The organism is Anoxybacillus sp. P3H1B (assembly GCF_001560855.1).
GTDB lineage: Bacteria > Bacillota > Bacilli > Bacillales > Anoxybacillaceae > Anoxybacteroides > Anoxybacteroides rupiense.
On record NZ_LPUG01000028.1, the window covers coordinates 104,282 to 127,795 of the forward strand.

Below are 23,514 nucleotides of genomic sequence, written 5' to 3' on the forward strand. Positions count from 1 at the left end.
CTGGCCAATGATACACCATTAGAGGCTGAAGCTTTTTTACAAAAGGAAAAAGGAGCGGATGCAAAAGCAGCTATACTTTTGAATCTGCTCCCTTTTCTTTTAATAAATACCGCAATTTACGAACGGTGATATTTAATCGCTCTGCTGTCTCCTTTCGGTTTCCGATCGTTTCTTTTAATGTTTTTATGACAAAGGAACGGCCAATTTGCGTCTCTAATTCTTTCACCAATGACAATACATATTCAAGATCTACTTGTGGATGATTATTCTTCCACAATGACAATACATGGTTCGTCCATTGCTGCAAATAGGTTTCTAAATCGATTTCTTCTTGCTCCTTTTCATGCACCCGTACAGATGGAGGATGGGTTTCTCCTTTGATTTTTTCCGGAAGATACTGTGGCGTAATCACCTGTGTTTCTCCTTCCGCTAATGTGATCGCCCGCTTGACCACATTCATCAGCTCTCTTATATTTCCCGGCCAATGATAACGCTTCAAATAGAAAAGGCTTTCTTCGGAAAAAGATAATGATGAGTTCATCTTTTTTAAAAAATAAGTAAGCAAAAGCGGCAAATCTTCTATTCTCTCTCGAAGCGGCGGAATCGCGATTTTGACTACGTCAAGCCGATACAAAAGATCTTCTCTAAACTTTTTTTCTTCTACTGCTTTAGACAAATCGACATGTGAAGCCGCAATGATTCTCGTATTGGTTTTGCGGATGACCTCACCGCCTACCCTCATATACTCGCCAGTCTCTAACACTCGCAGCAATTTGACTTGAATGGCCAGCGAGGCTTCGCCAATTTCATCGAGAAATAATGTTCCGCGATGAGCAATCTCAAAGATGCCTTTCTTTTCTTTGATCGCTCCTGTAAAAGCCCCTTTCTCATGACCAAACAGTTCGCTTTCCAACAATGTTTCGGAAACGGCTCCGCAGTTTATTCCAATAAAAGGCTGGTCGTAGCGAAGGCTCGCGTGGTGAATAAACTGGGCAAGCACTTCTTTTCCTGTTCCTGTTTCCCCTTCAATGAGCACATTGACATTTTTTTTCGCAATTTTATAAGCCAATTTTAACAGATCATTCATTTCCTTGTTCGTCCCGACAACAAACCCAAGCGTTTCCGCGAGCTTGTACATGTCGTCTTGTGATGAAGCGATACCGTTATTTAACAGTCCTTCAATTAATTCTTCCAGCTGCTCAATATCATCAAACGGTTTTTCTACATAGTCGCTCGCTCCATATTTTATCGCATCCACCGCGGTTTTGACCGTGCTGTATCCCGTCATTACCACAGCTTTACACGTCGGCTGTGTGCGCTTCAGCTGTTTTAACAAGTCTAAACCGTTTGTGTCCGGAAGTTTGACATCAATAAATGCGAGATCAAACGAGTATTGCTGAATGAGTTTAGAGAAATCTTTGCCGCTGAATCCGAGCTTTACGCGATACCCTCTTCCTTCTAGCAAATGCAGAAAAAAGGTGCCTACCTCTCGTTCATCATCAATCACTAAAATATAGCTCATCGGTTCTCTGCCTCCATTCTATCGCTTTGCCGGAAGCTTTAAAATAAACTCACTTCCTTTTCCTCGTTCGCTTATGGCTTCAATTGTCCCTCCGTGAGCTTGTGCAATTCCTAAGCTAACAGATAGACCAAGCCCTGTTCCTTTTCCTGGCCGTTTAGTCGTAAAAAACGGGTTAAAAATCTCCTGCAGATGCTGTTTGTCGATCCCAATACCATTATCTTTGACAGAAAGGGTTACCCATTTACTCCCATGTTCAACGATCGTTTTTGTTTCAATTGCGATTACTTTTTCAGCGCCCTCCCTCTCTTCCAGTGCATCTTTGGCGTTGATTAAAAGATTTAATACAATTTGGCCAATTTGCTGAAGATTCCCTTCCACCCATTCAACGGAATGATCCAGATTGACCTGAATGACGATATTTTGCTTTTGAATTTGATCCCTGATCAGCCCCAGCACCTGTTCAACCGCATCATTAATGGAACAGTCCGCAAACCGATATTCATCCTGCCTGGCAAATGTCAGCAGGTTTTGAATAATGGCTTTGCAGCGCTTTCCACATGAATAAATATCGGATAAAAGTGTGGAAGAACGCTCTTCTTTCGGGAAAGATCTCAACAATAGCTGAGCATTGCCAAGAATCGCTGTCAGCGGATTGTTCAGCTCATGAGCAATACCCGCCGCCATTTCGCCAATGGCGGCCAATTTCCCTGATTGCACCAATTGCGCCTCAATCTGAAGTTTTTCTGTAATATCATTGATATAAATAATCACAGCGTAAATGCTTTGGTTTTCGTTAAATACTGGATACGAATGAAAGTCACATATGCGTTGCTGAATATGAAAGCGACGATAAACGGGTTTTTGTGTTGCTACATTTTCCATGATAGGGTTTTCATTTTGCTCAATCGCTAACAGCTCACATATATTTCTAGTATGCGGAGACCCGCCAATTTGAAAAAATTCTTTCGCTGCATCATTATATCGCAAAATACGGCCTTCTAAATCAACGACTAAAATCATTTCCGAAACAGCCCGAAATGTTTCCTCCCATTCTTTTTTACTGACAAGCACCTCGCGATAAAGCCTTGCATTTTCGATGCAAACCGCCAACTGATCGCCAAATTGCTGGAAAAACGAGAGATCGGCTTCATCATATCGGACGATTTCAGAGCTTCCGATGCTTAATACGCCGATTACCTGTCCTTTGCTAATCAACGGAACAAGCAATACGCTTTTCATGCCAAGCTCTCGGTAGACAGCGTTTTCTACATAACTCTCCTCTTTCTCCTGCACTTGATAAAAAAATTTCTGCAGCGATTGAATCACTTTCCAATAAATCGAGCGTTCCTTCGGCAACGTAAAACCAATGGGGAAGTATAGCGAATGCAAAGGATAGACATTCGTCAATGTGAGCTTATCATTTTCATATAAAGATAGGCTAATTCGTTTGATAGGAAAAATTTCTCTCAGCTTATCAAAGGTATTTTTCAGCATATCATCCATTGACATATCAATATTAAAGCTTTTCGTAATGTCATTGATAATTTCCAGCTGCATATTTTTCTTTTTTAATTCCGCTACCATTTTCTTCAATTCGGTATAATAGCTTTTCTTGGAGGATTGCACCCCTGTTAACAAATTAATCATTTGCTGCCGCTCATTCATCGCTACCATGCCCTTCTAAATATTTCTTCAATATCTTCTGCCGTTACATCTCTCGGGTTGGTAATCATGCAAGCATCATGTAAAGCCATGAGGCTCATTTTTTTCATTTCTTCTTCTTCTACCCCAATAGATGACAAACGTTGGGGAGCCCCAATATCGGCCGTTAATTGTTTGACATACTCAATGGCTCTTCTCCCTGCTTCCATATGAGACATTCCGCGTATATCCATGCCAAGAAAAAGAGCAATATCAGCAAATTTCTTAGGATTGGCTAAAAGATTGTACTCCATTACATGAGGAAGCAAAATAGAATTGACATCGCCATGCAAAAGGTTGTATTTTCCTCCTACTGCATGCGACATCGCATGGACAGCTCCTAAAATGGCGTTGGAAAAGGCAAGCCCGGATTGTAAGCTTGCCATTGCCATATTCGTCTTAGCCTCCCGATTCATTTTGGAAGCTACAGAAGGCCGCAAATATTCCGCCACTAGAGAAATCGCATTCTTCGCTTGAACGTCGGTCAGAGGTGTAGCCGCCAAGCTGACATAGGCTTCAATGCCGTGTGTTAACACATCCATCCCCGTCGCTCCGGTTAACTCCGCACTTTTTGTGACGAGCGTTTCTGGGTCAATAATCGCGATATCTGGAATAAGAGATCTAGAAATAATGGTCATCTTTTTCTGCTTTTTTGTATCGACAATAACGGAAAATTGCGATACTTCTGAACCTGATCCAGCGGTAGTCGCAACCATGACCTGCGGGGGGAGCGGATGGTGGATTTTATCCACTCCCTCATAGCTTTGAATCTGGCCGCCATTGGTGGCGAGAATGGCAATCGCTTTCGCTACATCAATCGAACTGCCGCCGCCAACGCCAATAATGGAGTCACACTCATGCTCCATATAAACGCGGCATCCCTTTTCTACTTCTTCATCTTTCGGATTAATCGTGATATCAGAAAAAGTAGTGTACTTTAAGCCCGCTTGCTTACAGCTTTGAATGACCACATCTAGCCACCCTGCTGCGATCACACCTGGATCACTGACAATCAAGACATTTGTCGCACCAAGCCGTAAGCAGCTTTCTCCCACCTGCTGAATGGATCCGTTTCCAAAAATGATTTCTGGCATCATGAATTTGTGAATGTTCATACTTTCTCCATCCTAATTATAACCTTTTACTAATTTTATAATTATTCTCAATTTTTTGTCCACAAAAAAACCGGGATACAGTATAACGGCTTTTTATTTCCGGTGGCCAATAAGCTGTTCCCCGGCAGGACTCTTCTGTTTTTTTATATAGAACGGAGTTCATCTTTCAACCTTTCCATTTTAGCGGCGTCATCCAGCGCAGCTGATGTTAACCCTATCAACCCCATTCATTGGATGCGCCGATAGATTCCTCTCAGATGAGCAAATAAAAATCTTATGAGATGATTCCATTCGTGGTTACGCTTTAGCATGAGCGAGATCATGGACGGACTTGTCGCCAACCGTCTAAGAAATGACATTCTGCTTTTGAATGGGCGATAGGTTCTATCCTCTCATTGGATTGATATCATTTGACAGTCGATTCCATGCTGAAATCGTTCATTACTTATGTATCATAAATAAACTTTTAGAGATTGAAGGGATATGTCTGTAAACACATACGGTCAGAAGACAAGTATATGTGCTTACCTTCCGACCGTTAAACTTCATCACTGCACATGTTCATCTGTCCAATTGCATCTCTCAATATTATGCAGCACCAAAAACCCTATTGCAGAGCAGGCACATATCAGTCATGGATTCGTACATGAACACGATAGGTCGGGATTGCCTTTGTCAATAATTGCTGCAAACGCGCTTGATCTTTTTGTCTCTGCTCATTCGACAGACGGTTTCGTGCATGAACGGTGATCCACATGTCAGCACCATTCATCCACACCGATCCAGCCTCATAATTTGTATATTTTTCCACTACTTGAACCGCTTTTCGCACATCCGCACGATTATTTTCGCTGCCATCGGTCAAGCTTATAAAATTCGGGTTTTGATTGGTGTTTTCTGGATCATCAAAATGATTATACATTCGATCATAATTGGGCTTGGCCCGATCCCCTGTCATTAGTTTTCTTCCGTTTTGATCTTCCTTTTGCGCATGATATTGTGAATCGGTTGGATTCAGTGCACATGCGGAAAGGAGCACACCGAAAAGTAACGGCAGTACCTTTTTCATCATTCGTCGCCTCCCTGCCGTTATCTTTTCCTGTTATGACAGAAATATTGATAGCAGAATGTACCATGCACTACCGAATGATACGTTCGGTTTCGCTTCCATTACGGTCTCGCTTCTCTGGCTTATCAGGAACTTCATGATGATGGCGGCAACGCGGCTCATATGATTCACTGGCTCCCACTAAAATCACCGGATCATAATAAGAAGCAGGTTTGCCATTAATGAGTCGCTGTGTACGGCTTGCTGGGGAACCGCATACCGTACATACTGCTTGAAGCTTTGTGACCGATTCGGCAATCGCCATTAATGTCGGCACAGGACCAAATGGTTCACCGCGAAAATCCTGATCCAATCCAGCTGCAATGACGCGATAACCGCGATCTGCTAACGTTTGCACAATTTCGACAATTTGCTCATCAAAAAATTGCACTTCATCAATGGCAACGACATCCGTTTTTTCTGATATGTATTCTAATATTTCCTCAGCAGTCGCGACGGAAATAGCAATCACTGAAGCGCCATTATGAGATACAACCGCTTCTTCGCTATAGCGGTTATCAATCGCAGGTTTAAATACCTTCACTTCCTGCTTTGCAAATGTAGCACGACGAACGCGGCGGATCAGCTCCTCTGATTTTCCAGAGAACATGCTGCCGCAAATCACCTCGAGCCAGCCTGATTGTTTCATTACATCCATCGGGGCTTCCCCTTTCTTTCCAAACTTCATGAAAAAACAGGCAAGTGAATCAACTTCGCTTGCCTGTTCTGTACGTTTACTCATCGAAGTAATGATAAAGCGGCACGCTAATCGCTCAGCGAGCCGTTTTCTATTATTTAAGGCCGTATTTTTTGTTGAATTTATCAACACGTCCTGCAGCAGAAGCGAATTTTTGACGTCCTGTGTAGAATGGATGGCACTCAGAGCAAATCTCTACGCGCACTTCCTCTTTCACAGAGCCGCTCTCAAACTCGTTTCCACAAGCACATTTTACGATCACTTTTTTGTACTCAGGATGAATGCCTGCTTTCATTTCTTTTCATCTCCTTCCGCCCTGAATCATTTCGAAACAGAGTTTCTCTATCCGTTGTGAGTCATTTCTCATTGTTTGACAAAACACACATGATAAAATTATAGCAAGGGTGTTATGGTTTTGCAACTGGTTATTTTTTAATCCCTATATTTTTCCATTCATCGTCTAATATCGAGAAAAATTCTTCATTTGTTTTCGTTTGGCGAAGCTTATTTAAAAAGCGCTCGATAAAATCTGGTGTATCCGACATCGTTTTGCGAATCGACCAAAGCTTGTCTAAATGCTCTTTTGGAATCAGCAATTCTTCTTTACGAGTACCAGAACGGCGAATATCAATAGCTGGGAAAATCCGACGTTCCGCCAGCGAGCGATCTAAGTGCAGCTCCATATTGCCCGTTCCTTTAAATTCCTCATAAATCACATCATCCATGCGCGAGCCGGTATCGACAAGCGCTGTCGCTAAAATCGTCAAGCTGCCGCCTTCTTCAATGTTGCGCGCAGCTCCAAAAAATCGTTTCGGACGGTGGAAAGCGGCTGGATCAATCCCTCCGGAAAGTGTCCGTCCACTTGGCGGAATGACTAAATTATAGGCTCTTGCCAAACGAGTAATACTGTCCATTAAAATGACAACATCGCGCTTATGCTCAACGAGACGCATCGCGCGTTCAAGCACTAACTCAGCAACCTTGATATGGTTTTCCGGCACTTCATCAAACGTCGAGCTGACAACATCGCCCGCTACCGAGCGTTCAATATCGGTCACTTCCTCAGGACGTTCATCAATTAGAAGGACAATCAGCTCGACATCCGGATGGTTTGTCGTAATACTGTTAGCGATTTCTTTTAAAAGCATTGTTTTCCCTGCTTTTGGGGGAGCGACAATTAACCCGCGCTGGCCAAAGCCGACCGGGGCGATTAAATCCATAATTCGCGTCGACAGCTTATCCGGCGTTGTTTCTAATTTCATTTGGCGACTTGGATAAAGCGGCGTCAAGGCAGGAAAGTGAACGCGTTCTTTCGCTACTTCAGGGTCTTCGCCATTTACAGCCTCCACGTGAAGAAGCCCATAATATCGTTCATTTTCTTTAGGAGGACGAACTTTTCCTGAAACTTTATCGCCATTTCTTAAATCAAAGCGGCGAATTTGCGAAGCGGAAATGTAAATATCCTCTGAGCTTGGAGAGTAATTGATCGGCCTTAAAAACCCGAACCCTTCTGATTGAATGATTTCGAGAACGCCTTCCATAAACAATAATCCGTCTTGTTCAGCCTGTGCTTTTAAAATAGCGAAAATAAGCTCTTTTTTTGTTAGTTTACTGTAATAAGAAATTTTATATTGCCGAGCTAGTTCATATAGCTCTTTAAGTTTCATATTTTCTAATACCGAGATTGTTAAGTCCATTTCGCCACCACACTTTTACTATTTTTCATTCTCTCCCATATACACCAAATGAATTTATGAAATAAGCTATGGATGGGATGAAAGAAGATTACGAAGGTTTATATGTTAAAGAAGCAAAAAATCGCAGAGCTTATTTTTATGCACACACGGCATGACTATTTTACCCTTTTTACAGTTTTTTAATCAACCATTTTTTATTTTTATCATGATCAATACAGGTTAGAGTGTTTCCTCCGAAGTAAAGCTAAGCGACGTGCGGAGCCGGATGTTGATCATTTGCGGATGAGATCGATTACATATCATCCATTCGCCGATTGGTTGGAACACTACATAGGCAAGCGCCCATAAAATGATGATGATAGATCATCCATTTGGACCTTACAACAAAAATGAGCGGGTTGAGGTGCTATATGAGTAGATGTAACTGAACATTTGCGGCGATATGAAGCTTGTTATTGTCCTTTTCTCATCTGATGCACTCCAGTTTCTAGATAAATTAAAACACCATAGGCTGTCAATGAAACGTTCCCATTCTACAAAAATGGGATGAATTCCTTGGCTTTTCATCTTTCCAGCCATTTGACTAGTGACAGCGTGATAGAAAGGAGCGAGGGAAGCTGCATCTGCCCCTCGCTCACATGGCTTATGGTTTAATGACTAAATTAGGTTTTTTCTTTAAGCTGTGCCGCCCGTCAATGAAACGAACCGTGCCTGATTTCGCCCTCATGACAAGGGAATGCGTTTCTCCATAAGAGCCTTTAAATTGAACTCCTCGCAAAAGCTCACCGTCAGTGACACCCGTTGCAGCAAAAATAGCGTCATCCCCTTTTACTAAATCTTCCATACGCAGCACTTTGTCGACATTTAATCCCATTTTTTGGCACCGTTCCAATTCTGCGTCATTTTGCGGCAGAAGCTTCCCTTGAATTTCACCGCCTAAGCATTTTAACGCCACAGCGGCTAATACACCTTCTGGCGCTCCTCCTGATCCAAACAAAATATCAACACCGGTATGATCGAACGCCGTATTAATCGCTGCGGCCACATCGCCATCATTAATGAGTTTAATGCGGGCGCCGGCCTCTCGCAGTTCCGCTATAATATGCTCATGCCGCGGGCGATTTAACACGATGGCCACCACGTCTTCAATATCTTTATTTTTCGCTTTCGCAACCGCTTTCAAATTGTCTATAATTGGCGCATTGATATCAATCATCCCTACTGCTTCTGGGCCAACGGCAATCTTATCCATATACATATCAGGAGCGTGAAGTAAATTTCCATGGTCGGCTACTGCTACTACCGCCAATGCATTCCAGCCCCCAGATGCCAAGATATTGGTTCCTTCTAGAGGGTCAACTGCCACATCAACACGCGGCCCATAACCGTTTCCTAGCTTTTCACCAATATATAGCATCGGCGCCTCATCCATTTCTCCTTCACCGATAACGACTGTTCCTTTCATTGGAATCGTGTCAAAGACGTCACGCATCGCCGATGTCGCCGCACCGTCCGCTTCATCCTTTTTTCCGCGACCCATCCAGCGCGCTGCGGCTAATGCCGCTGCTTCCGTTACACGAACAAGCTCCATTGATAAACTTCTTTCCATTGTGACTTCTCCCTCTCCCCTTCGTTGCCTATAGATTTTGAATTTGCTCAATTTCCTGATCGGTCATTTTCTCCCGCCAAATGGTTGCGCCTAATCCTGTCAATTTTTCGACAAGATGGCTATACCCACGGTCGATATGATCGACCCCAGTAATTTCCGTCATTCCATCCGCCATTAAACCAGCGATTACAAGAGCTGCACCCGCCCGTAAATCGCTCGCTTTCACTTTCGCTCCCTGCAGCAGCGTTGGACCGGTTACGATGGCCGAGCGTCCTTCTACCTTAATGTTGGCGTTCATTCTCCGCAACTCATCAATATGTTTAAAACGCGCACTGTAAATGGTATCGGTAACAACGCTTGTCCCATGTGCCTTGGTTAATAAAGCGGTGAATGGCTGCTGCAAATCTGTTGGAAAGCCTGGATATACGAGCGTTTTCACATCGACCGCTTTCATTTGCGGAGATCTAACAACCAACATTTGATCATCGCTTGCTTCGACACGCACACCCATTTCACGCAGTTTTGCTGTTAATGACTCCAAATGCTGCGGAATCACATTGTCAATCATCACTTCTTGTCCCATGGCAGCTGCGGCAATCATAAATGTTCCTGCCTCAATTCGATCAGGAATAATGGAGTGACGGCACCCTGTCAATCGCTCCACCCCATCAATGCGGATAATATCCGTTCCCGCTCCTTTAATTTTAGCCCCCATGTTGGACAGTAGTGTGGCTACGTCGATGATTTCTGGCTCTTTTGCAGCATTTTCAATGATGGTGCGTCCTTTCGCGCGTACAGCAGCCAGCATAATGTTAATGGTTGCCCCAACACTTACTACATCTAAATAGATACGGGCACCGCGCAATTCATCCGCACGCAAGTAAATGGCTCCTTGCTCGTTTGTGACTTTAACTCCTAACGCTTCAAACCCTTTAATGTGCTGGTCGATCGGGCGCGGTCCTAAATGACAACCGCCCGGTAGACCGATGACAGCTTTTTTAAAGCGGCCGATCATCGCTCCCATTAAATAATAAGAAGCGCGCAGCATTTTCACTTTTCCGTTTGGAAGAGGCATTGACACGATGTTCGTCGGATCAATTGTCGCTTCTTTGCCATCAAAATGGAACGTGCCGCCAATTTCCTCGATTAACTCTCCTAATACGCGAACATCCGAAATATCAGGCAGCCCTTCGATTGTTACCGGCGATTCAGCGAGAATCGTTGCTGGAATCAACGCCACAGCGCTGTTTTTCGCCCCGCTGACTCGCACCGTTCCGCGCAAAGGGTCACCGCCTATGATCTTTAATTTTTCCATTGTAGTCTCCCTTCCAGCGAAGATGCCTTGCTTTTGCGCGAATTGCAACGGAAACGCTTATTTACAGTTTAGACCAAAACTCATGATTTTTATCGCTGTTTTTGTTGATTCCAATCCGCTAAAAATTTTTCAATTCCTTGATCAGTAAGTGGATGCTGGAATAGCTGCATTAATACCTTATAAGGAATCGTCGCAATATGAGCTCCTCTTAATGCTGCCTCCGTTACATGAAGTGGGTGACGAATGGATGCTGCGATGATTTCTGTCTCAATGCCGTGAATATCAAAAATGTTGGCAATCGTTGAAATAAGCTCTAATCCGTTATGACCGATATCGTCTAAACGCCCAAGGAATGGTGAAACATATGTTGCACCAGCACGTGCAGCTAACAGAGCCTGATTGGCAGTAAAGATGAGGGTAACGTTGGTTTGAATTCCTTTTTCACTAAATGCCTTAACGGCTTTAAGACCTTCTGGCGTCATCGGTACTTTAATCGTAATATTTGGAGCGATTTTCGCTAGCTCTTCTCCTTCGCGAATCATTCCTTCTGCATCCGTTGAAATAACTTCGGCGCTTACAGAACCTGATACAATCGATGTAATCTCGCGAAGGCGATCGTGGAAGGACACGTTTTCTTTGGCTACAAGGCTCGGGTTGGTCGTCACTCCCGCTAAAACCCCCAGCTCATTAGCCTGTTTAATTTCTTCCAAATTTGCCGTATCAATAAAGAATTTCATCGCTCTCTCCTCCTAAACATATTCCTTAATGAAATGAAACAAAACCGCTCGTTTCGGGTTCAAACCGAAACGATGCGGCTATCTGATTACAAAGCTTTGCCAGAGGAACCAAACTCGCGCATTTTCCCAATGACGGTTTCTTTAATAGCGTCACGGCCAGGACCGATAATTTTGCGTGGATCGTATACTTTTGTATCTTGCGCCAAGATTTCACGCACAACTTTTGTAAAGGCCATTTGGTTTTCAGTATTTACATTGATTTTTGAGGTTCCAAGTGAAATCGCGCGTTGGATTTGTTCCGTCGGAATGCCTGTACCGCCGTGCAATACAAGCGGAACACGCGTTAAATCACGGATAATTTCCATTTCTTTGAATCCTAATTTTGGCTCTCCTTTGTAAGGACCATGCACAGAACCAAGCGCTGGAGCCAAGCAATCGATATTTGTACGCTTAACAAGCTCCTCACATTCCTTTGGATCTGCATAAATAATGCCGTCTGCCACCACATCGTCCTCTTGTCCGCCGACTGTGCCGAGCTCTGCTTCGACAGACACGCCGCGCGTATGGGCATACTCGACCACTTGTGAAGTGATTTGGACATTTTCTTCAAACGGATGATGAGAAGCATCGATCATAACTGATGTAAAACCAGCATCAATCGCTGCTTTACATTTTTCGAAGCTGGAACCATGGTCAAGATGAATGGCCACAGGAACGGTAATATTCATATCCTCCATTAATCCTTTCACCATGTTGACAACCGTTTTAAAGCCGCCCATATAACGAGCTGCTCCTTCCGATACACCGAGGATTACTGGAGATTTTTCTTCTTCGGCAGCGGCTAAAATGGCTTGGGTCCATTCTAAGTTGTTAATATTAAATTGCCCTACCGCATATTTTTCTGCTAACGCTTTGTTTAGCATTTCCTTCATCGATACTAAAGGCATGATAAAAAACCCTCCTTGTCATTAAACTCCGCCTTTCGTCAAAAGGGAGGCTATGCCGCAGCATCGCCGCAACAACTTGCATTATGTATGAAAGGCGCGCTTCGGCCTTACTTTATAAGCATACCAACTTAGAGACGAAACAGCAACATTATGCGCACCTAGGAATTCCACAAAAATTTATTGAAAGCGCATTACGAAATATATTTTTTCACAGCTTCCCGCAATTCATCAATATCGAATGGTTTAGCAAAATGCATGATGGCGCCTAAATCTTTTGTTTCCTGAATCATATCAAGCTCGCCATATGCTGTCATAATAATGACTTTAATGTTCTCATTCATTGCCTTAATCCGTTTTAATATTTCAATTCCATCCATTCCTGGAATTTTCATATCTAATAATACTAAGTCAGGTTGGTGCTTTTGGACGATCTCTAATGCTTGTATACCGTTAGCTGCTTGAAAGGTTGTATATCCTTCTCTTTGAAAAACTTCATTTAGTAAAATACGAATGCCATATTGATCGTCAACGATTAAAAGTTTGTTTCCCATCTGTTATGCACCTCTATTCTTTGTTTTGCTAATTTGTATAATTCCGCATTTCTTTGTTGATTTCCTGCCTCTTTTCCATCATTGTCCGCAAACGAATACAGCCGCGATCATCGGCAGCCAAATGAAACGGTTGTGTTCTTTCCCCAATTCAGTATACTGTAATGATGTAAAGGACGGTGAAAAAAAGCATGATTAAAGTTTTTTCCACCCAATTAACGGGTTACTTCAAAAAGCTCGCAGAGCAAGAAGAAATGGCGATCGAAGATGGTGCGCGCCTGCTTGCTCAAGCATTGATCGGGGACGGGCGCATTTTGATTCATGGCTTTGATGAGATGGAATCCGTTGCTCTTACGGCCATAAAGGGAGCAGAGATGCTGCCCAAAGCTGAGCCGCTCATGAAGCACGGAACGATTCGTGCAGATATGAATGAAACCGATCGTGTTTTACTCATTACGCGCTTCTCCAACGATGAGCGCGCCATTGCATTAACTGAGCAGTTGATTCAGCAAAACATTCCAGTCGTCGCCATTTCAGCTGCCGTCCCTCAAGAGCCTTCCCTTGCCGATGTAGCCGATGTGCATATTGACAGCAAGCTGGTAAAGCCTCTTATTCCAAAGGATGACGGTACGCGCTTTGGATTTCCAGTTGTCATGATGGCGCTATTTGCCTACTATTGCTTGTTCTTTACGATTCATGAAATTTTTGAGGAATACAACGAATAAGACGATCTCGCCATTGATGCGAGATCGTCTTTTTCTACTGTTTTTATTTCTGCAATGATGCTTTTATAAATTCACGGAACAGCGGCTGCGGTCTTGTTGGACGAGAAGTAAATTCCGGATGGAATTGAGCCGCCACAAACCATGGATGATCCTTTAATTCAATAATTTCCACTAAACGTCCATCTGGGCTTGTGCCGGAAAAAACAAATCCTTTTTGTTCCATGATTTGTCTATATTGGTTATTAAATTCGTAACGATGGCGATGACGCTCATAAATGACCTCATCCTGATAGGCTTCATAGGCAAGAGTTCCTTCAACAAGCTTGCATGGATATAATCCCAAGCGCAGCGTTCCTCCTAAATCCTCAATATCTTTTTGCTCTGGAAGCAAATCAATGACAGGATGAGGAGTATTTGGATCAATCTCTGATGAGTGCGCATTTTCTAATCCAACTACGTGGCGGGCAAATTCAACTGACGCCAACTGCATGCCGAGACAAATTCCGAGAAACGGAATCTGCTGCTCCCGGGCGTAGCGAATCGCTTCGATTTTTCCTTCAATGCCGCGATCACCAAATCCACCCGGAACGAGGATCCCTCTAGCATCTTTTAACAGTTCATGAACATTATCCCGATCCACATGTTCTGAATTGATCCATTGGATTTCTACTTCTGCATCGAAAGCATAACCCGCGTGGCGAAGTGCTTCAACAACTGAAATGTAAGCATCCTGCAATTCTACATATTTCCCGACAAGCGCTATTTTCGTTTTATTGGAAAGATGGCGCACTTTCTCGACAAGCGCTCTCCATTCGGTCATATCTGCTTCTTGGCAGTTCAGTTTGAGATGTTCACAAACAATTTGATCTAATTTTTGCTCCTGCAGCATTAACGGCACAGCATATAATGTATCGGCATCGCGCGCTTCAATTACAGCTTTCGGGTCGATATCGCAAAATAGCGCAATTTTATCTTTCATTTCTTGCGACATCGGCATTTCGGTACGAACCACAATGACATTTGGCTGAATCCCTAAGCTGCGTAATTCTTTTACACTATGCTGAGTTGGCTTTGTTTTCATTTCTCCAGCTGCTTTAATATACGGGACAAGCGTACAATGAATATACATGACATGGTCGCGGCCAACATCGCTTTTGATTTGACGAATGGCTTCTAAAAACGGCAGCGATTCAATGTCTCCGACCGTTCCGCCAATTTCCGTAATCACTACATCGGCATTTGTTTCACGGCCAGCACGAAACACTCGCTCTTTAATCTCATTCGTAATATGAGGGATGACTTGTACAGTTCCCCCTAAATAGTCACCGCGGCGTTCCTTTTTCAATACCGCAGAATAAATTTTCCCAGTTGTGACGTTGCTGTATTTATTTAAATTAATGTCAATGAAGCGTTCATAATGTCCTAAATCTAAATCCGTCTCTGCACCGTCATCCGTTACAAATACCTCTCCGTGCTGATACGGACTCATCGTCCCTGGATCGACATTAATGTATGGATCAAACTTTTGAATCGTTACATTCAATCCGCGATTTTTCAATAAACGGCCTAGCGAGGCAGCCGTGATTCCTTTTCCTAATGACGAGACAACGCCACCCGTTACAAAAATATACTTTGTCATCTTGTTTTTCCCCCTTGCCAAAAATATATGTAACACTTTAAAGTGTGCTCAAAGCGCCAAAATAAAAAACGCCCCCTCTTACCTTTGTAAGGGAGCGTTATCATATTTAATAATTTTTAAAGAGCCCAAATAAAATTCTACATAGTCCGCCATGTAAAGTCAAGAGGAAGGTCATTCTTCCTCCTCTTCTGCTTCATCCATCTCTAGCAGTTCATCGTCCATTTCTTCATCTTCGAGTTCAAACTCATCTTCATCAAGCAGTTCTTCATCGAACTCATCCGCTTCGTCGAGATCGAATTCGTCCTCATCGAGGAGGTCATCGTCTAAATCGACATCTTCTTCGTCTTCATAATCATCGAGATCATCATAATCTAGTTCTTCATCGTCAAGAACTTCATCATAATCATCATATTCATCCAATACTTTTTTCTTCTTCTTCGGCTTGATCGTTGTAACATTTTCGTCTTCTGTTTGATCGTATGGATACCAAGAGCGCAATCCCCAGCGATTTTCCCCAATGCAAATAAAACGGCCGTCGATATTCAAATCTGTATAAAATTGCGCAAGGCGCCCCTTCATATCTTCTTCTTGCAAATTTGCTAAAGCAGCAATTTCACGAACAAGCTCTTGAAATAATAGCGCTTCTTTTCTCTCTGCCATCACAAGATAAGCGAGTTCAACGAGTGACATTTCTTGTAATTCCTCTGGAGAGTATTGCTGCAAACTCAAATCCGGCACTCCCTTTCTATGTAATAAACTTCCCTACCGATAAAAATGAATGAATGCACTTGGAATACATACCATTCATTATAAACAAATTCTCTTTGTTTATGCTAGCTCTGAATCAATAGTTTCTAAAATTTTTTCAGCGAAAAATGGGCTGATCCAATACAATGGATCAGCCTGCGATGGTTTGATTACATATTGCGGCGGTATTGTCCGCCCACTTCATATAATGCTTTTGTAATTTGACCAAGACTTGCGACTTTAACCGTCTCCATCAACTCTTCAAAAATATTGCCTCCGCTTACTGCTGCGTGCTTCAAGCGATTTAACGCTTCTTCGGCCTTATCTCGATTGCGTTCTTGGAATGCTTGCAAGTTCTTAATTTGCAATTCTTTTTCTTCGTATGATGCTCGAGCTAATTCGATGCTGTTGAGCTCTTCTTCTGATGGCGGATTCGGATTTAAATAGGTGTTCACGCCAATAATCGGAAGTTCGCCGCTATGCTTTTTCATTTCATAGTACATGGATTCATCTTGAATTTTGCCACGTTGGTATTGCATTTCCATCGCGCCTAATACACCGCCGCGGTCATTGAGGCGCTCAAATTCTTTTAATACCGATTCTTCAACCAAATCGGTTAATTCTTCAATAATAAATGATCCTTGCAATGGATTTTCGTTTTTCGTTAAACCGTGCTCTTTTGTAATAATGAGCTGAATCGCCATCGCACGACGGACCGACTCTTCGGTTGGTGTTGTGATCGCTTCATCATACGCGTTTGTATGAAGCGAGTTACAGTTATCATGAAGCGCCATTAGCGCTTGAAGCGTTGTTCGAATGTCATTAAAATCAATTTCCTGTGCATGCAGAGAGCGCCCGGATGTTTGCACGTGATATTTTAACTTCTGGCTGCGCTCATTTGCGCCGTATTTTTCACGCATAACAACGGACCAAATACGGCGAGCCACACGCCCGATTACCGTATATTCAGGATCTAATCCGTTGCTAAAGAAGAAGGAAAGGTTTGGTGCAAAATCGTCAATATGCATGCCCCGGCTTAAATAATATTCAACATACGTGAAGCCGTTCGCCAACGTAAACGCGAGCTGTGTAATCGGATTCGCTCCTGCTTCGGCGATATGATAGCCGGAGATCGAAACGGAATAGTAGTTGCGCACTTTGTTTTTAATAAAGTATTCTTGAATATCTCCCATCATTTTTAACGCAAATTCTGTCGAGAAGATGCATGTGTTTTGTCCTTGATCCTCTTTTAAAATATCCGCTTGCACCGTGCCGCGCACGGTTTGCAGCGTCCAAGCCTTCACTTCTTCATATTCTGCCTCTGTTAATGGACGGCCTAATTCTTCTTCTCGTTTTTCCACTTGCTGTTCAATTGCCGTATTCATAAACATCGCCAAAATAATGGGCGCTGGACCATTGATGGTCATGGAAACAGAGGTTGATGGATGGCATAAATCAAAGCCTTTATACAACTTCTTCATATCATCAAGCGTACAAACGCTTACACCACTTTCGCCTACTTTCCCAAAAATATCAGGACGATATTGCGGATCTTCTCCATACAAGGTGACCGAATCAAAAGCCGTACTTAAGCGCTTCGCCGGATCATCTTTACAGAGATAGTGAAAACGGCGGTTCGTCCGTTCTGGCGTGCCTTCGCCAGCAAATTGCCGCTTCGGATCTTCCCCTTGGCGCTTGAACGGGAATACGCCAGCTGTATATGGAAAGAAACCCGGTACATTCTCCTTATATACCCATCGTAAAATTTCCCCATAATCTTTAAATTTCGGCAGTGCTACTTTTGGAATATCTAAGCCGGCCAAGCTTTTCGTCGTTAAGTCTGTCACAATTTCCTTATCGCGAATTTTTGTCACAAATTGCTTGGCTGCATATTTCGCTTTAAGCTCTTCCCATGAGGCAAGAATTTGCTTAGATTCCGCTGTTAATTGATTTTCATAATGTTGCTTTAACGCTTCGAGCGAGGCGAGCACTTCCTCGTTTCGTTCACGCTCTTTGACGGCTTCAATGGCCCCTTCTAATTGGAACAACCGCCGAGCCACATCGGCTTGCTGCTCAGATTTTTTGTGATAAGAGCGAACGGTATCAGCGATTTCACGCAAATAATAGCGGCGATCATTCGGAATAATCACATTTTGTTTTTGAACATCTGCCACCGATTCAAGCGTTGTTGTCCAGTTCGTTCCCGCTTTTTTATTGATCAGATCAATTAAAGCGACAAACAATGTATTCGTGCCCGGATCATTAAATTGGCTTGCAATCGTTCCATATACCGGCATTTCTGATAAATCTTTATCAAACAATTGATGGCTGCGCTGATATTGCTTTTGCACCTGGCGCTTTGCATCTTCAGAACCTTTGCGCTCAAATTTGTTGATCACGATTAAATCTGCATAATCGATCATGTCAATTTTTTCAAGCTGTGTCGGCGCACCGAATTCGCTCGTCATGACATACATGGAAATATCACATACTTCGGTAATCGCAGCATCCCCTTGACCGATTCCGCTCGTTTCAACAATGATTAAATCAAAACCGGCCGCTTTTGCGACTTCAATGGCATCTTGAATCGCCAATGAAAGCTCAGAACGAGAGCTACGAGTGGCTAGGCTGCGCATATAGACTCGCGGAGAATGAATGGAATTCATACGAATGCGGTCTCCTAATAGCGCACCACCTGTTTTTTGCTTCGTTGGGTCAACTGATAAAATAGCCACCTTTTTATCCGGAATTTCATTTAAAAAGCGGCGTATTAATTCATCGGTTAACGAGCTTTTTCCTGCTCCCCCCGTTCCTGTAATCCCTACAACCGGAACAGGTTTTGTCAGCTCTTTTATTTTATCAAGAACCGTCTCCGCAGCAGCGGCGACTTCTGTTGCCGTATCCATCCGATTTTCACATAAGGTAATCAGGCGGGCAACCGCTTGAACGTCGCCATTTGGCAAGCGTTCAAGTTCATCCGTGATCGTTCGAACCGTTGGAAAATCACACTCTTCCAACATGACATCGATCATTCCCTGTAAGCCGAGAACACGACCGTCTTCTGGCGAAAAAATGCGGGCAATTCCATAGTCATGTAACTCTTTTATTTCCCTAGGAATAATGACGCCGCCCCCTCCGCCATAAATGCGGATGTGGGAAGCGCCTCTTTCCTGCAACAGATCATACATATATTTAAAAAATTCGACGTGTCCTCCTTGATAAGAAGAAACAGCAATGCCTTGAACATCTTCTTGAATGGCCGCATTGACAATCTCTTCTGCCGAGCGGTTATGCCCTAGATGAATGACTTCGGCGCCGCTTGTTTGTAAAATGCGGCGCATAATATTAATTGAAGCGTCATGGCCATCAAATAAGCTAGAGGCTGTCACAAAACGAACATGATGTTTCGGACGGTAAATGTGAGCCATCCTCTCTCCCCCTTATTGTCATTATGACCGTTTTTCCAAAATACCCCTTAATAGCAAATCCGTCTGCAATTCAATATATTCTTCCAATGTATACATTTTGTGCAGCGCCCAACGGCGAAACGCCCACATTTGTCCTAGCACAAAAATGTTATGTGCAAACAGCTGAATTTCTTGTTCTGTTAATTCAAACACGCCATTTTGCACACAAGCCCGCAAAATATTTTCAAACATTCCGACCATTTGTAATTCTTTATTAAGAACATATGGGAGCGAATCTTTCGTTAATGATTTTGCTTCTTGGTACATGACAAGGACTTCGTCCTGCAATTCATTGACCACCCTAAAGTAATGAGCGATCGCCAATTTAAAGCTTTCAATTGTTCCATGATGAGTATCAATGTCCTTTTCCATCCGTTCGCGTACTTCATCGTAAATGCGGTCACACACTAAATACAGCACATCTTCTTTTTGGCGGATATATTCATATAAAGTTCCGATGCTAAACCCTGATGCTTTCGCAATTTCTCTTGTTGTGGTACGATGAAATCCTTTTTGCTTGAAAAGGGAAATGGCCCCTTTAATCATTTCATTGCGCCTTTTTTTCACAAGGCGTTCATCTTTTACAGATGCTGGGACTTCTCGTTTTTTCATATTCATCGTGGATCGCTCCGCTTATTCTTTTGTGAGCATTCTTGAAATGACAATTCGTTGAATTTCTTGTGTTCCTTCATAAATTTGCGTAATTTTCGCGTCACGCATAAAACGTTCGACTGGATAATCTTTTGTATATCCATATCCACCAAAAACTTGAACCGCATCTACCGTTACTTTCATCGCTGTGTCTCCAGCAAACAGTTTGGCCATCGCTGACGCTTTGCCATATGGAAGACCATTGGATTCTAGCCATGCTGCTTGGTAGGTTAACAAGCGAGACGCCTCAACGGCTGTCGCCATATCCGCCAACTTAAATCCGACTCCCTGCTGCTCGATGATCGGCTTGCCAAATTGAACGCGTTCTTTTGCATATTCCACCGCCGCATCCAATGCTCCTTGCGCGATGCCTACTGCTTGTGCAGCGATGCCGTTGCGCCCGCCATCTAATGTCATCATGGCAATTTTAAAGCCTTCCCCTTCTTGACCGAGAAGATTTTCCTTCGGAATGCGGCAATCTTCAAAAATAAGCTCAGTTGTTGGCGAAGAACGGATACCAAGTTTTTTCTCTTTTTTTCCAATCGAAAATCCTGGCGTTCCTTTTTCTACAATAAACGCGCTAATGCCTTTATGCTTTTTCTCTGGGTCTGTCACCGCGAATACAACATAAATTTCCGCTTCTCCGCCGTTCGTAATCCATACTTTCGAGCCGTTTAGCACGTAGTGATCCCCGTCAAGCACCGCCCGCGTTTTCATGGAAGAAACATCCGATCCTGCCCCTGGCTCCGAAAGGCCGTAAGCTCCAAGTTTTTCGCCAGTTGCAAGAGCGCGTAAATACTTTTGTTTTTGCTCCTCAGTACCAAATTTATAAATAGGCCAGCTTGCCAAAGAAATGTGGGCCGACAATGTTACGCCTGTCGAAGCGCAAACTCTTGATAGCTCTTCCACAGCAATCACATAAGCTAAATAATCACTGCCAATGCCGCCGTATTCTTCCGGCCATGGAATGCCGGTTAAGCCAAGCTCGGCCATTTTATCGAAAATACTGCGGTCAAAGCGCTCCTCTTCATCGCGCTCTGCCGCTGTTGGCGCGACTTCATTTTTGGCAAAATCCCGCACCATTTTTCGTATCATTTCATGCTCTTCTGTTAATTGGAAATTCATGTCCTCTCCCCCGTTTTTATAATTGTTTACTAATCACTAACCGTTGAATTTCACTTGTTCCTTCGTAAATTTCACAAATTTTTGCATCACGGAATAAGCGCTCTACCGGATAATCTTCGGTGTATCCGTTCCCCCCGAAAATTTGTACCGCTTCAATGGCATTTTCCATAGCCGCTCGCGATGCAAACAGCTTAGCCATTGATGCTTCTTTGCCGCACGGAATTCCATTTGCGCGCAAAAAGGCAGCACGATAAACGAGCAGCTTGGCAGCCTCCGTCACTGTCGCCATATCAGCAAGTTTAAACCCCACTCCTTGCTGTTCAGCGATCGGTTTGCCGAATTGGATTCTTTCCTTTGCATAAGCCGTTGCATGTTCAAGCGCTGCTTCCGCAATACCGAGCGATTGGGCAGCAATGCCGATGCGCCCAACATCAAGGTTGGCCATGGCGATTTTAAAGCCTTGTCCTTCTTCGCCCAATAAATTTTCCGCTGGCACTTTCGCATCTTCAAAAGAGATTTGTACGGTTCGTGAACCGTGAAGCCCCATTTTCTTTTCATCTTTTCCGATGATAAATCCTGGCGTATCCTTTTCCACAATAAAAGCAGAAATGCCTCGGCTTCCTGTTTCGTCTGGATTTGTGCGGGCAAATACAATATACGTATCTGCTTCCCCGCCGTTTGTGATAAACACTTTTGAACCGTTTAAGATATAATAATCTCCTTGGCGAACGGCCTTTGTCTTTAAGCTTTTCGCATCTGAACCTGCGCTAGGCTCTGTTAAGCAAAAGGCTCCTAAATATTCACCGCTTGCAAGCTTCGGCACATATTTTCTTTTTTGCTCCTCCGTTCCAAAGTAAAGAATAGGATTCGTGCCGACAGATGTATGCACAGATAAAATCACGCCGACCGTTGCGCTGACTTTTGAAATTTCATGAATCGCAATAATATACGAAACAAAATCCATTCCTGCCCCGCCGTACTCTTCTGGAATCGTAATTCCCATTAAACCGAGCTCCGCCATCTTGCTAAGGATGGGGCGAGGGAATTCTCCTTTCTCCATTTGCTCTACAAACGGGGCAATTTCACTTTCTGCGAACTCTCTGACCATCTTGCGCATCATTTCTTGTTCTTCTGTAAAATGTAAATTCATGTTTGTCACCCTCTTTGTTGGATACTGTCAAACCATCTGTTGGTTATTCATATGTGTAGAAGCCTTTTCCTGTTTTGCGTCCAAGCCATCCAGCCTTTACGTACTTGCGCAACAGCGGGCACGGACGATATTTATCATCGCCAAATCCTTCGTGAAGCGTTTCCATAATATAAAGGCATGTATCTAAGCCGATAAAATCTGCTAGGGTTAATGGTCCCATCGGATGATTCATACCGAGCTTCATGACCTCATCAATCGCCTCTTTTGTCGCTACGCCTTCATATAGCGCATAAATCGCTTCATTAATCATCGGCATTAAAATACGGTTTGAAATAAATCCTGGGAAATCGTTTACTTCGACAGGTACTTTATTGAGCTTGTGGGTCATATCTTCAATCGTTTGATAGACTTCTTCAGCGGTTGCCAGCCCCCGAATAATTTCGACAAGCTTCATAACAGGAACTGGATTCATAAAATGCATGCCAATCACTTTCTCTGGTCGGTTTGTTGCTGCGGCGATTTCTGTAATCGGAAGCGAGGATGTGTTCGTTGCTAAAATGGCATGCGCAGGGGCCATTTCATCAAGCTGCGCAAACAGCTTTGTTTTCACTTCCATATTTTCCACAACCGCTTCAATGACTAAATCTACTTCGCTTGCATGTTGTAGATCTAGAGAAGGGGTAAGGCGATGCAAGATACTTGCTTTTTCGTCTTCAGTCAGCTTTCCTTTTTCGACTTGTCGCGTTAAATTTTTTGAAATCGTAGCAAGGCCGCGATCTACATATTCTTGTTTTAAATCATGCAAAAACACATCATATCCAGCCATGGCACATACTTGCGCAATACCTGATCCCATTTGACCGGCACCAATTACCATTACTTTTTTTACATCCATCTTTCTATCCTCCATCAATCAAACTTTTTGTAAAATCTTCAGCATTGAAATAGGTCGATCAATCGCGATTGGCCTCTTGTCAAGAATGGCCCGCTCTGTCTACAAGGCTTATTTTCCAC

Annotated in this window: 20 protein-coding genes; 1 reads left to right on the forward strand and 19 read right to left on the reverse strand. The window is 43.3% G+C overall.

The window, feature by feature from the left end; all coding sequences use genetic code 11:
• Positions 1-70 precede the first annotated feature (70 nt).
• From AT864_RS15830 to AT864_RS15885, 12 genes are all read right to left on the reverse strand, one after another.
• Positions 71-1,522 carry a sigma-54 dependent transcriptional regulator gene (locus AT864_RS15830; protein WP_044741533.1) on the reverse strand — a complete coding sequence of 484 codons (1,452 nt, stop codon included), beginning with the start codon at positions 1,520-1,522 and terminating at the stop codon, positions 71-73.
• A gap of 18 nt (positions 1,523-1,540) precedes the next feature.
• Positions 1,541-3,187, reverse strand: a complete 1,647-nt coding sequence (locus AT864_RS15835) for a GAF domain-containing sensor histidine kinase (RefSeq protein WP_066150647.1) — start codon at positions 3,185-3,187, stop codon at positions 1,541-1,543.
• A gap of 2 nt (positions 3,188-3,189) precedes the next feature.
• A complete protein-coding gene (locus tag AT864_RS15840) occupies positions 3,190-4,338 on the reverse strand; it encodes an iron-containing alcohol dehydrogenase (RefSeq protein ID WP_044741531.1) in 1,149 nt (382 codons plus the stop codon).
• A 628-nt stretch (positions 4,339-4,966) separates the two neighbouring features.
• Complete coding sequence (locus AT864_RS15845) at positions 4,967-5,410, reverse strand: hypothetical protein (RefSeq protein WP_231734678.1); 444 nt, start codon at positions 5,408-5,410, stop codon at positions 4,967-4,969.
• Between the two features lie 67 nt (positions 5,411-5,477).
• A complete protein-coding gene (locus AT864_RS15850; RefSeq protein WP_066150649.1) occupies positions 5,478-6,104 on the reverse strand; it encodes a thymidine kinase in 627 nt (208 codons plus the stop codon).
• A gap of 133 nt (positions 6,105-6,237) precedes the next feature.
• The gene (rpmE, locus tag AT864_RS15855; protein ID WP_044741529.1) at positions 6,238-6,438 is read right to left on the reverse strand and encodes a 50S ribosomal protein L31; all 201 of its coding nucleotides are present in this window, start codon (positions 6,436-6,438) and stop codon (positions 6,238-6,240) included.
• A 130-nt stretch (positions 6,439-6,568) separates the two neighbouring features.
• On the reverse strand, positions 6,569-7,840 hold the full coding sequence (rho, locus tag AT864_RS15860; RefSeq protein WP_044741528.1) for a transcription termination factor Rho: 1,272 nt from the start codon (positions 7,838-7,840) through the stop codon (positions 6,569-6,571).
• Between the two features lie 643 nt (positions 7,841-8,483).
• Positions 8,484-9,449 carry a class II fructose-bisphosphatase gene (glpX, locus tag AT864_RS15865; protein ID WP_066150651.1) on the reverse strand — a complete coding sequence of 322 codons (966 nt, stop codon included), beginning with the start codon at positions 9,447-9,449 and terminating at the stop codon, positions 8,484-8,486.
• Between the two features lie 28 nt (positions 9,450-9,477).
• A complete protein-coding gene (locus AT864_RS15870) occupies positions 9,478-10,764 on the reverse strand; it encodes a UDP-N-acetylglucosamine 1-carboxyvinyltransferase (protein ID WP_066150653.1) in 1,287 nt (428 codons plus the stop codon).
• Between the two features lie 89 nt (positions 10,765-10,853).
• Positions 10,854-11,501 carry a fructose-6-phosphate aldolase gene (fsa, locus tag AT864_RS15875; RefSeq protein WP_066150655.1) on the reverse strand — a complete coding sequence of 216 codons (648 nt, stop codon included), beginning with the start codon at positions 11,499-11,501 and terminating at the stop codon, positions 10,854-10,856.
• Positions 11,502-11,587: 86 nt separating this feature from the next.
• A complete protein-coding gene (locus AT864_RS15880) occupies positions 11,588-12,448 on the reverse strand; it encodes a class II fructose-bisphosphate aldolase (RefSeq protein ID WP_044741524.1) in 861 nt (286 codons plus the stop codon).
• A gap of 191 nt (positions 12,449-12,639) precedes the next feature.
• Positions 12,640-12,999 (reverse strand): response regulator, encoded by a 360-nt coding sequence (locus tag AT864_RS15885; protein WP_044741523.1) that lies wholly within the window; start codon positions 12,997-12,999, stop codon positions 12,640-12,642.
• Between the two features lie 188 nt (positions 13,000-13,187).
• On the opposite strand from AT864_RS15885, the gene AT864_RS15890 reads away from it, so the two are divergent.
• On the forward strand, positions 13,188-13,721 hold the full coding sequence (locus AT864_RS15890) for a DUF2529 domain-containing protein (RefSeq protein ID WP_066150657.1): 534 nt from the start codon (positions 13,188-13,190) through the stop codon (positions 13,719-13,721).
• Between the two features lie 43 nt (positions 13,722-13,764).
• Here the strand turns inward: AT864_RS15890 and AT864_RS15895 are convergent, their stop codons facing one another.
• From AT864_RS15895 to AT864_RS15925, 7 genes are all read right to left on the reverse strand, one after another.
• Complete coding sequence (locus AT864_RS15895) at positions 13,765-15,360, reverse strand: CTP synthase (RefSeq protein WP_066150659.1); 1,596 nt, start codon at positions 15,358-15,360, stop codon at positions 13,765-13,767.
• A 171-nt stretch (positions 15,361-15,531) separates the two neighbouring features.
• The gene (gene rpoE / locus AT864_RS15900; protein ID WP_066150661.1) at positions 15,532-16,089 is read right to left on the reverse strand and encodes a DNA-directed RNA polymerase subunit delta; all 558 of its coding nucleotides are present in this window, start codon (positions 16,087-16,089) and stop codon (positions 15,532-15,534) included.
• Positions 16,090-16,277: 188 nt separating this feature from the next.
• Positions 16,278-19,535 (reverse strand): fused isobutyryl-CoA mutase/GTPase IcmF, encoded by a 3,258-nt coding sequence (icmF, locus tag AT864_RS15905; protein ID WP_066150663.1) that lies wholly within the window; start codon positions 19,533-19,535, stop codon positions 16,278-16,280.
• A 21-nt stretch (positions 19,536-19,556) separates the two neighbouring features.
• Positions 19,557-20,186: a TetR/AcrR family transcriptional regulator gene (locus tag AT864_RS15910; RefSeq protein WP_066150854.1), complete on the reverse strand. Its 630-nt coding sequence runs from the start codon at positions 20,184-20,186 to the stop codon at positions 19,557-19,559.
• Positions 20,187-20,207: 21 nt separating this feature from the next.
• A complete protein-coding gene (locus tag AT864_RS15915) occupies positions 20,208-21,350 on the reverse strand; it encodes an acyl-CoA dehydrogenase (protein ID WP_044741519.1) in 1,143 nt (380 codons plus the stop codon).
• A gap of 16 nt (positions 21,351-21,366) precedes the next feature.
• Positions 21,367-22,500, reverse strand: a complete 1,134-nt coding sequence (locus AT864_RS15920) for an acyl-CoA dehydrogenase (RefSeq protein ID WP_066150665.1) — start codon at positions 22,498-22,500, stop codon at positions 21,367-21,369.
• Positions 22,501-22,543: 43 nt separating this feature from the next.
• The gene (locus AT864_RS15925) at positions 22,544-23,395 is read right to left on the reverse strand and encodes a 3-hydroxybutyryl-CoA dehydrogenase (protein WP_066150667.1); all 852 of its coding nucleotides are present in this window, start codon (positions 23,393-23,395) and stop codon (positions 22,544-22,546) included.
• Positions 23,396-23,514: the final 119 nt, after the last annotated feature.

Excerpts from the sequence above, each read along its gene's own strand:
- AT864_RS15830 (WP_044741533.1), bottom strand. The coding sequence starts at position 1,522 with ATGAGCTATATTTTAGTGATTGATGATGAACGAGAGGTAGGCACCTTT.
- AT864_RS15835 (WP_066150647.1), bottom strand. The coding sequence starts at position 3,187 with ATGAATGAGCGGCAGCAAATGATTAATTTGTTAACAGGGGTGCAATCC.
- AT864_RS15840 (WP_044741531.1), bottom strand. The coding sequence starts at position 4,338 with ATGAACATTCACAAATTCATGATGCCAGAAATCATTTTTGGAAACGGA.
- AT864_RS15845 (WP_231734678.1), bottom strand. The coding sequence starts at position 5,410 with ATGATGAAAAAGGTACTGCCGTTACTTTTCGGTGTGCTCCTTTCCGCA.
- AT864_RS15850 (WP_066150649.1), bottom strand. The coding sequence starts at position 6,104 with ATGGATGTAATGAAACAATCAGGCTGGCTCGAGGTGATTTGCGGCAGC.
- rpmE (WP_044741529.1), bottom strand. The coding sequence starts at position 6,438 with ATGAAAGCAGGCATTCATCCTGAGTACAAAAAAGTGATCGTAAAATGT.
- rho (WP_044741528.1), bottom strand. The coding sequence starts at position 7,840 with ATGGACTTAACAATCTCGGTATTAGAAAATATGAAACTTAAAGAGCTA.
- glpX (WP_066150651.1), bottom strand. The coding sequence starts at position 9,449 with ATGGAAAGAAGTTTATCAATGGAGCTTGTTCGTGTAACGGAAGCAGCG.
- AT864_RS15870 (WP_066150653.1), bottom strand. The coding sequence starts at position 10,764 with ATGGAAAAATTAAAGATCATAGGCGGTGACCCTTTGCGCGGAACGGTG.
- fsa (WP_066150655.1), bottom strand. The coding sequence starts at position 11,501 with ATGAAATTCTTTATTGATACGGCAAATTTGGAAGAAATTAAACAGGCT.
- AT864_RS15880 (WP_044741524.1), bottom strand. The coding sequence starts at position 12,448 with ATGCCTTTAGTATCGATGAAGGAAATGCTAAACAAAGCGTTAGCAGAA.
- AT864_RS15885 (WP_044741523.1), bottom strand. The coding sequence starts at position 12,999 with ATGGGAAACAAACTTTTAATCGTTGACGATCAATATGGCATTCGTATT.
- AT864_RS15890 (WP_066150657.1), top strand. The coding sequence starts at position 13,188 with ATGATTAAAGTTTTTTCCACCCAATTAACGGGTTACTTCAAAAAGCTC.
- AT864_RS15895 (WP_066150659.1), bottom strand. The coding sequence starts at position 15,360 with ATGACAAAGTATATTTTTGTAACGGGTGGCGTTGTCTCGTCATTAGGA.
- icmF (WP_066150663.1), bottom strand. The coding sequence starts at position 19,535 with ATGGCTCACATTTACCGTCCGAAACATCATGTTCGTTTTGTGACAGCC.
- AT864_RS15910 (WP_066150854.1), bottom strand. The coding sequence starts at position 20,186 with ATGAAAAAACGAGAAGTCCCAGCATCTGTAAAAGATGAACGCCTTGTG.
- AT864_RS15915 (WP_044741519.1), bottom strand. The coding sequence starts at position 21,350 with ATGAATTTCCAATTAACAGAAGAGCATGAAATGATACGAAAAATGGTG.
- AT864_RS15920 (WP_066150665.1), bottom strand. The coding sequence starts at position 22,500 with ATGAATTTACATTTTACAGAAGAACAAGAAATGATGCGCAAGATGGTC.
- AT864_RS15925 (WP_066150667.1), bottom strand. The coding sequence starts at position 23,395 with ATGGATGTAAAAAAAGTAATGGTAATTGGTGCCGGTCAAATGGGATCA.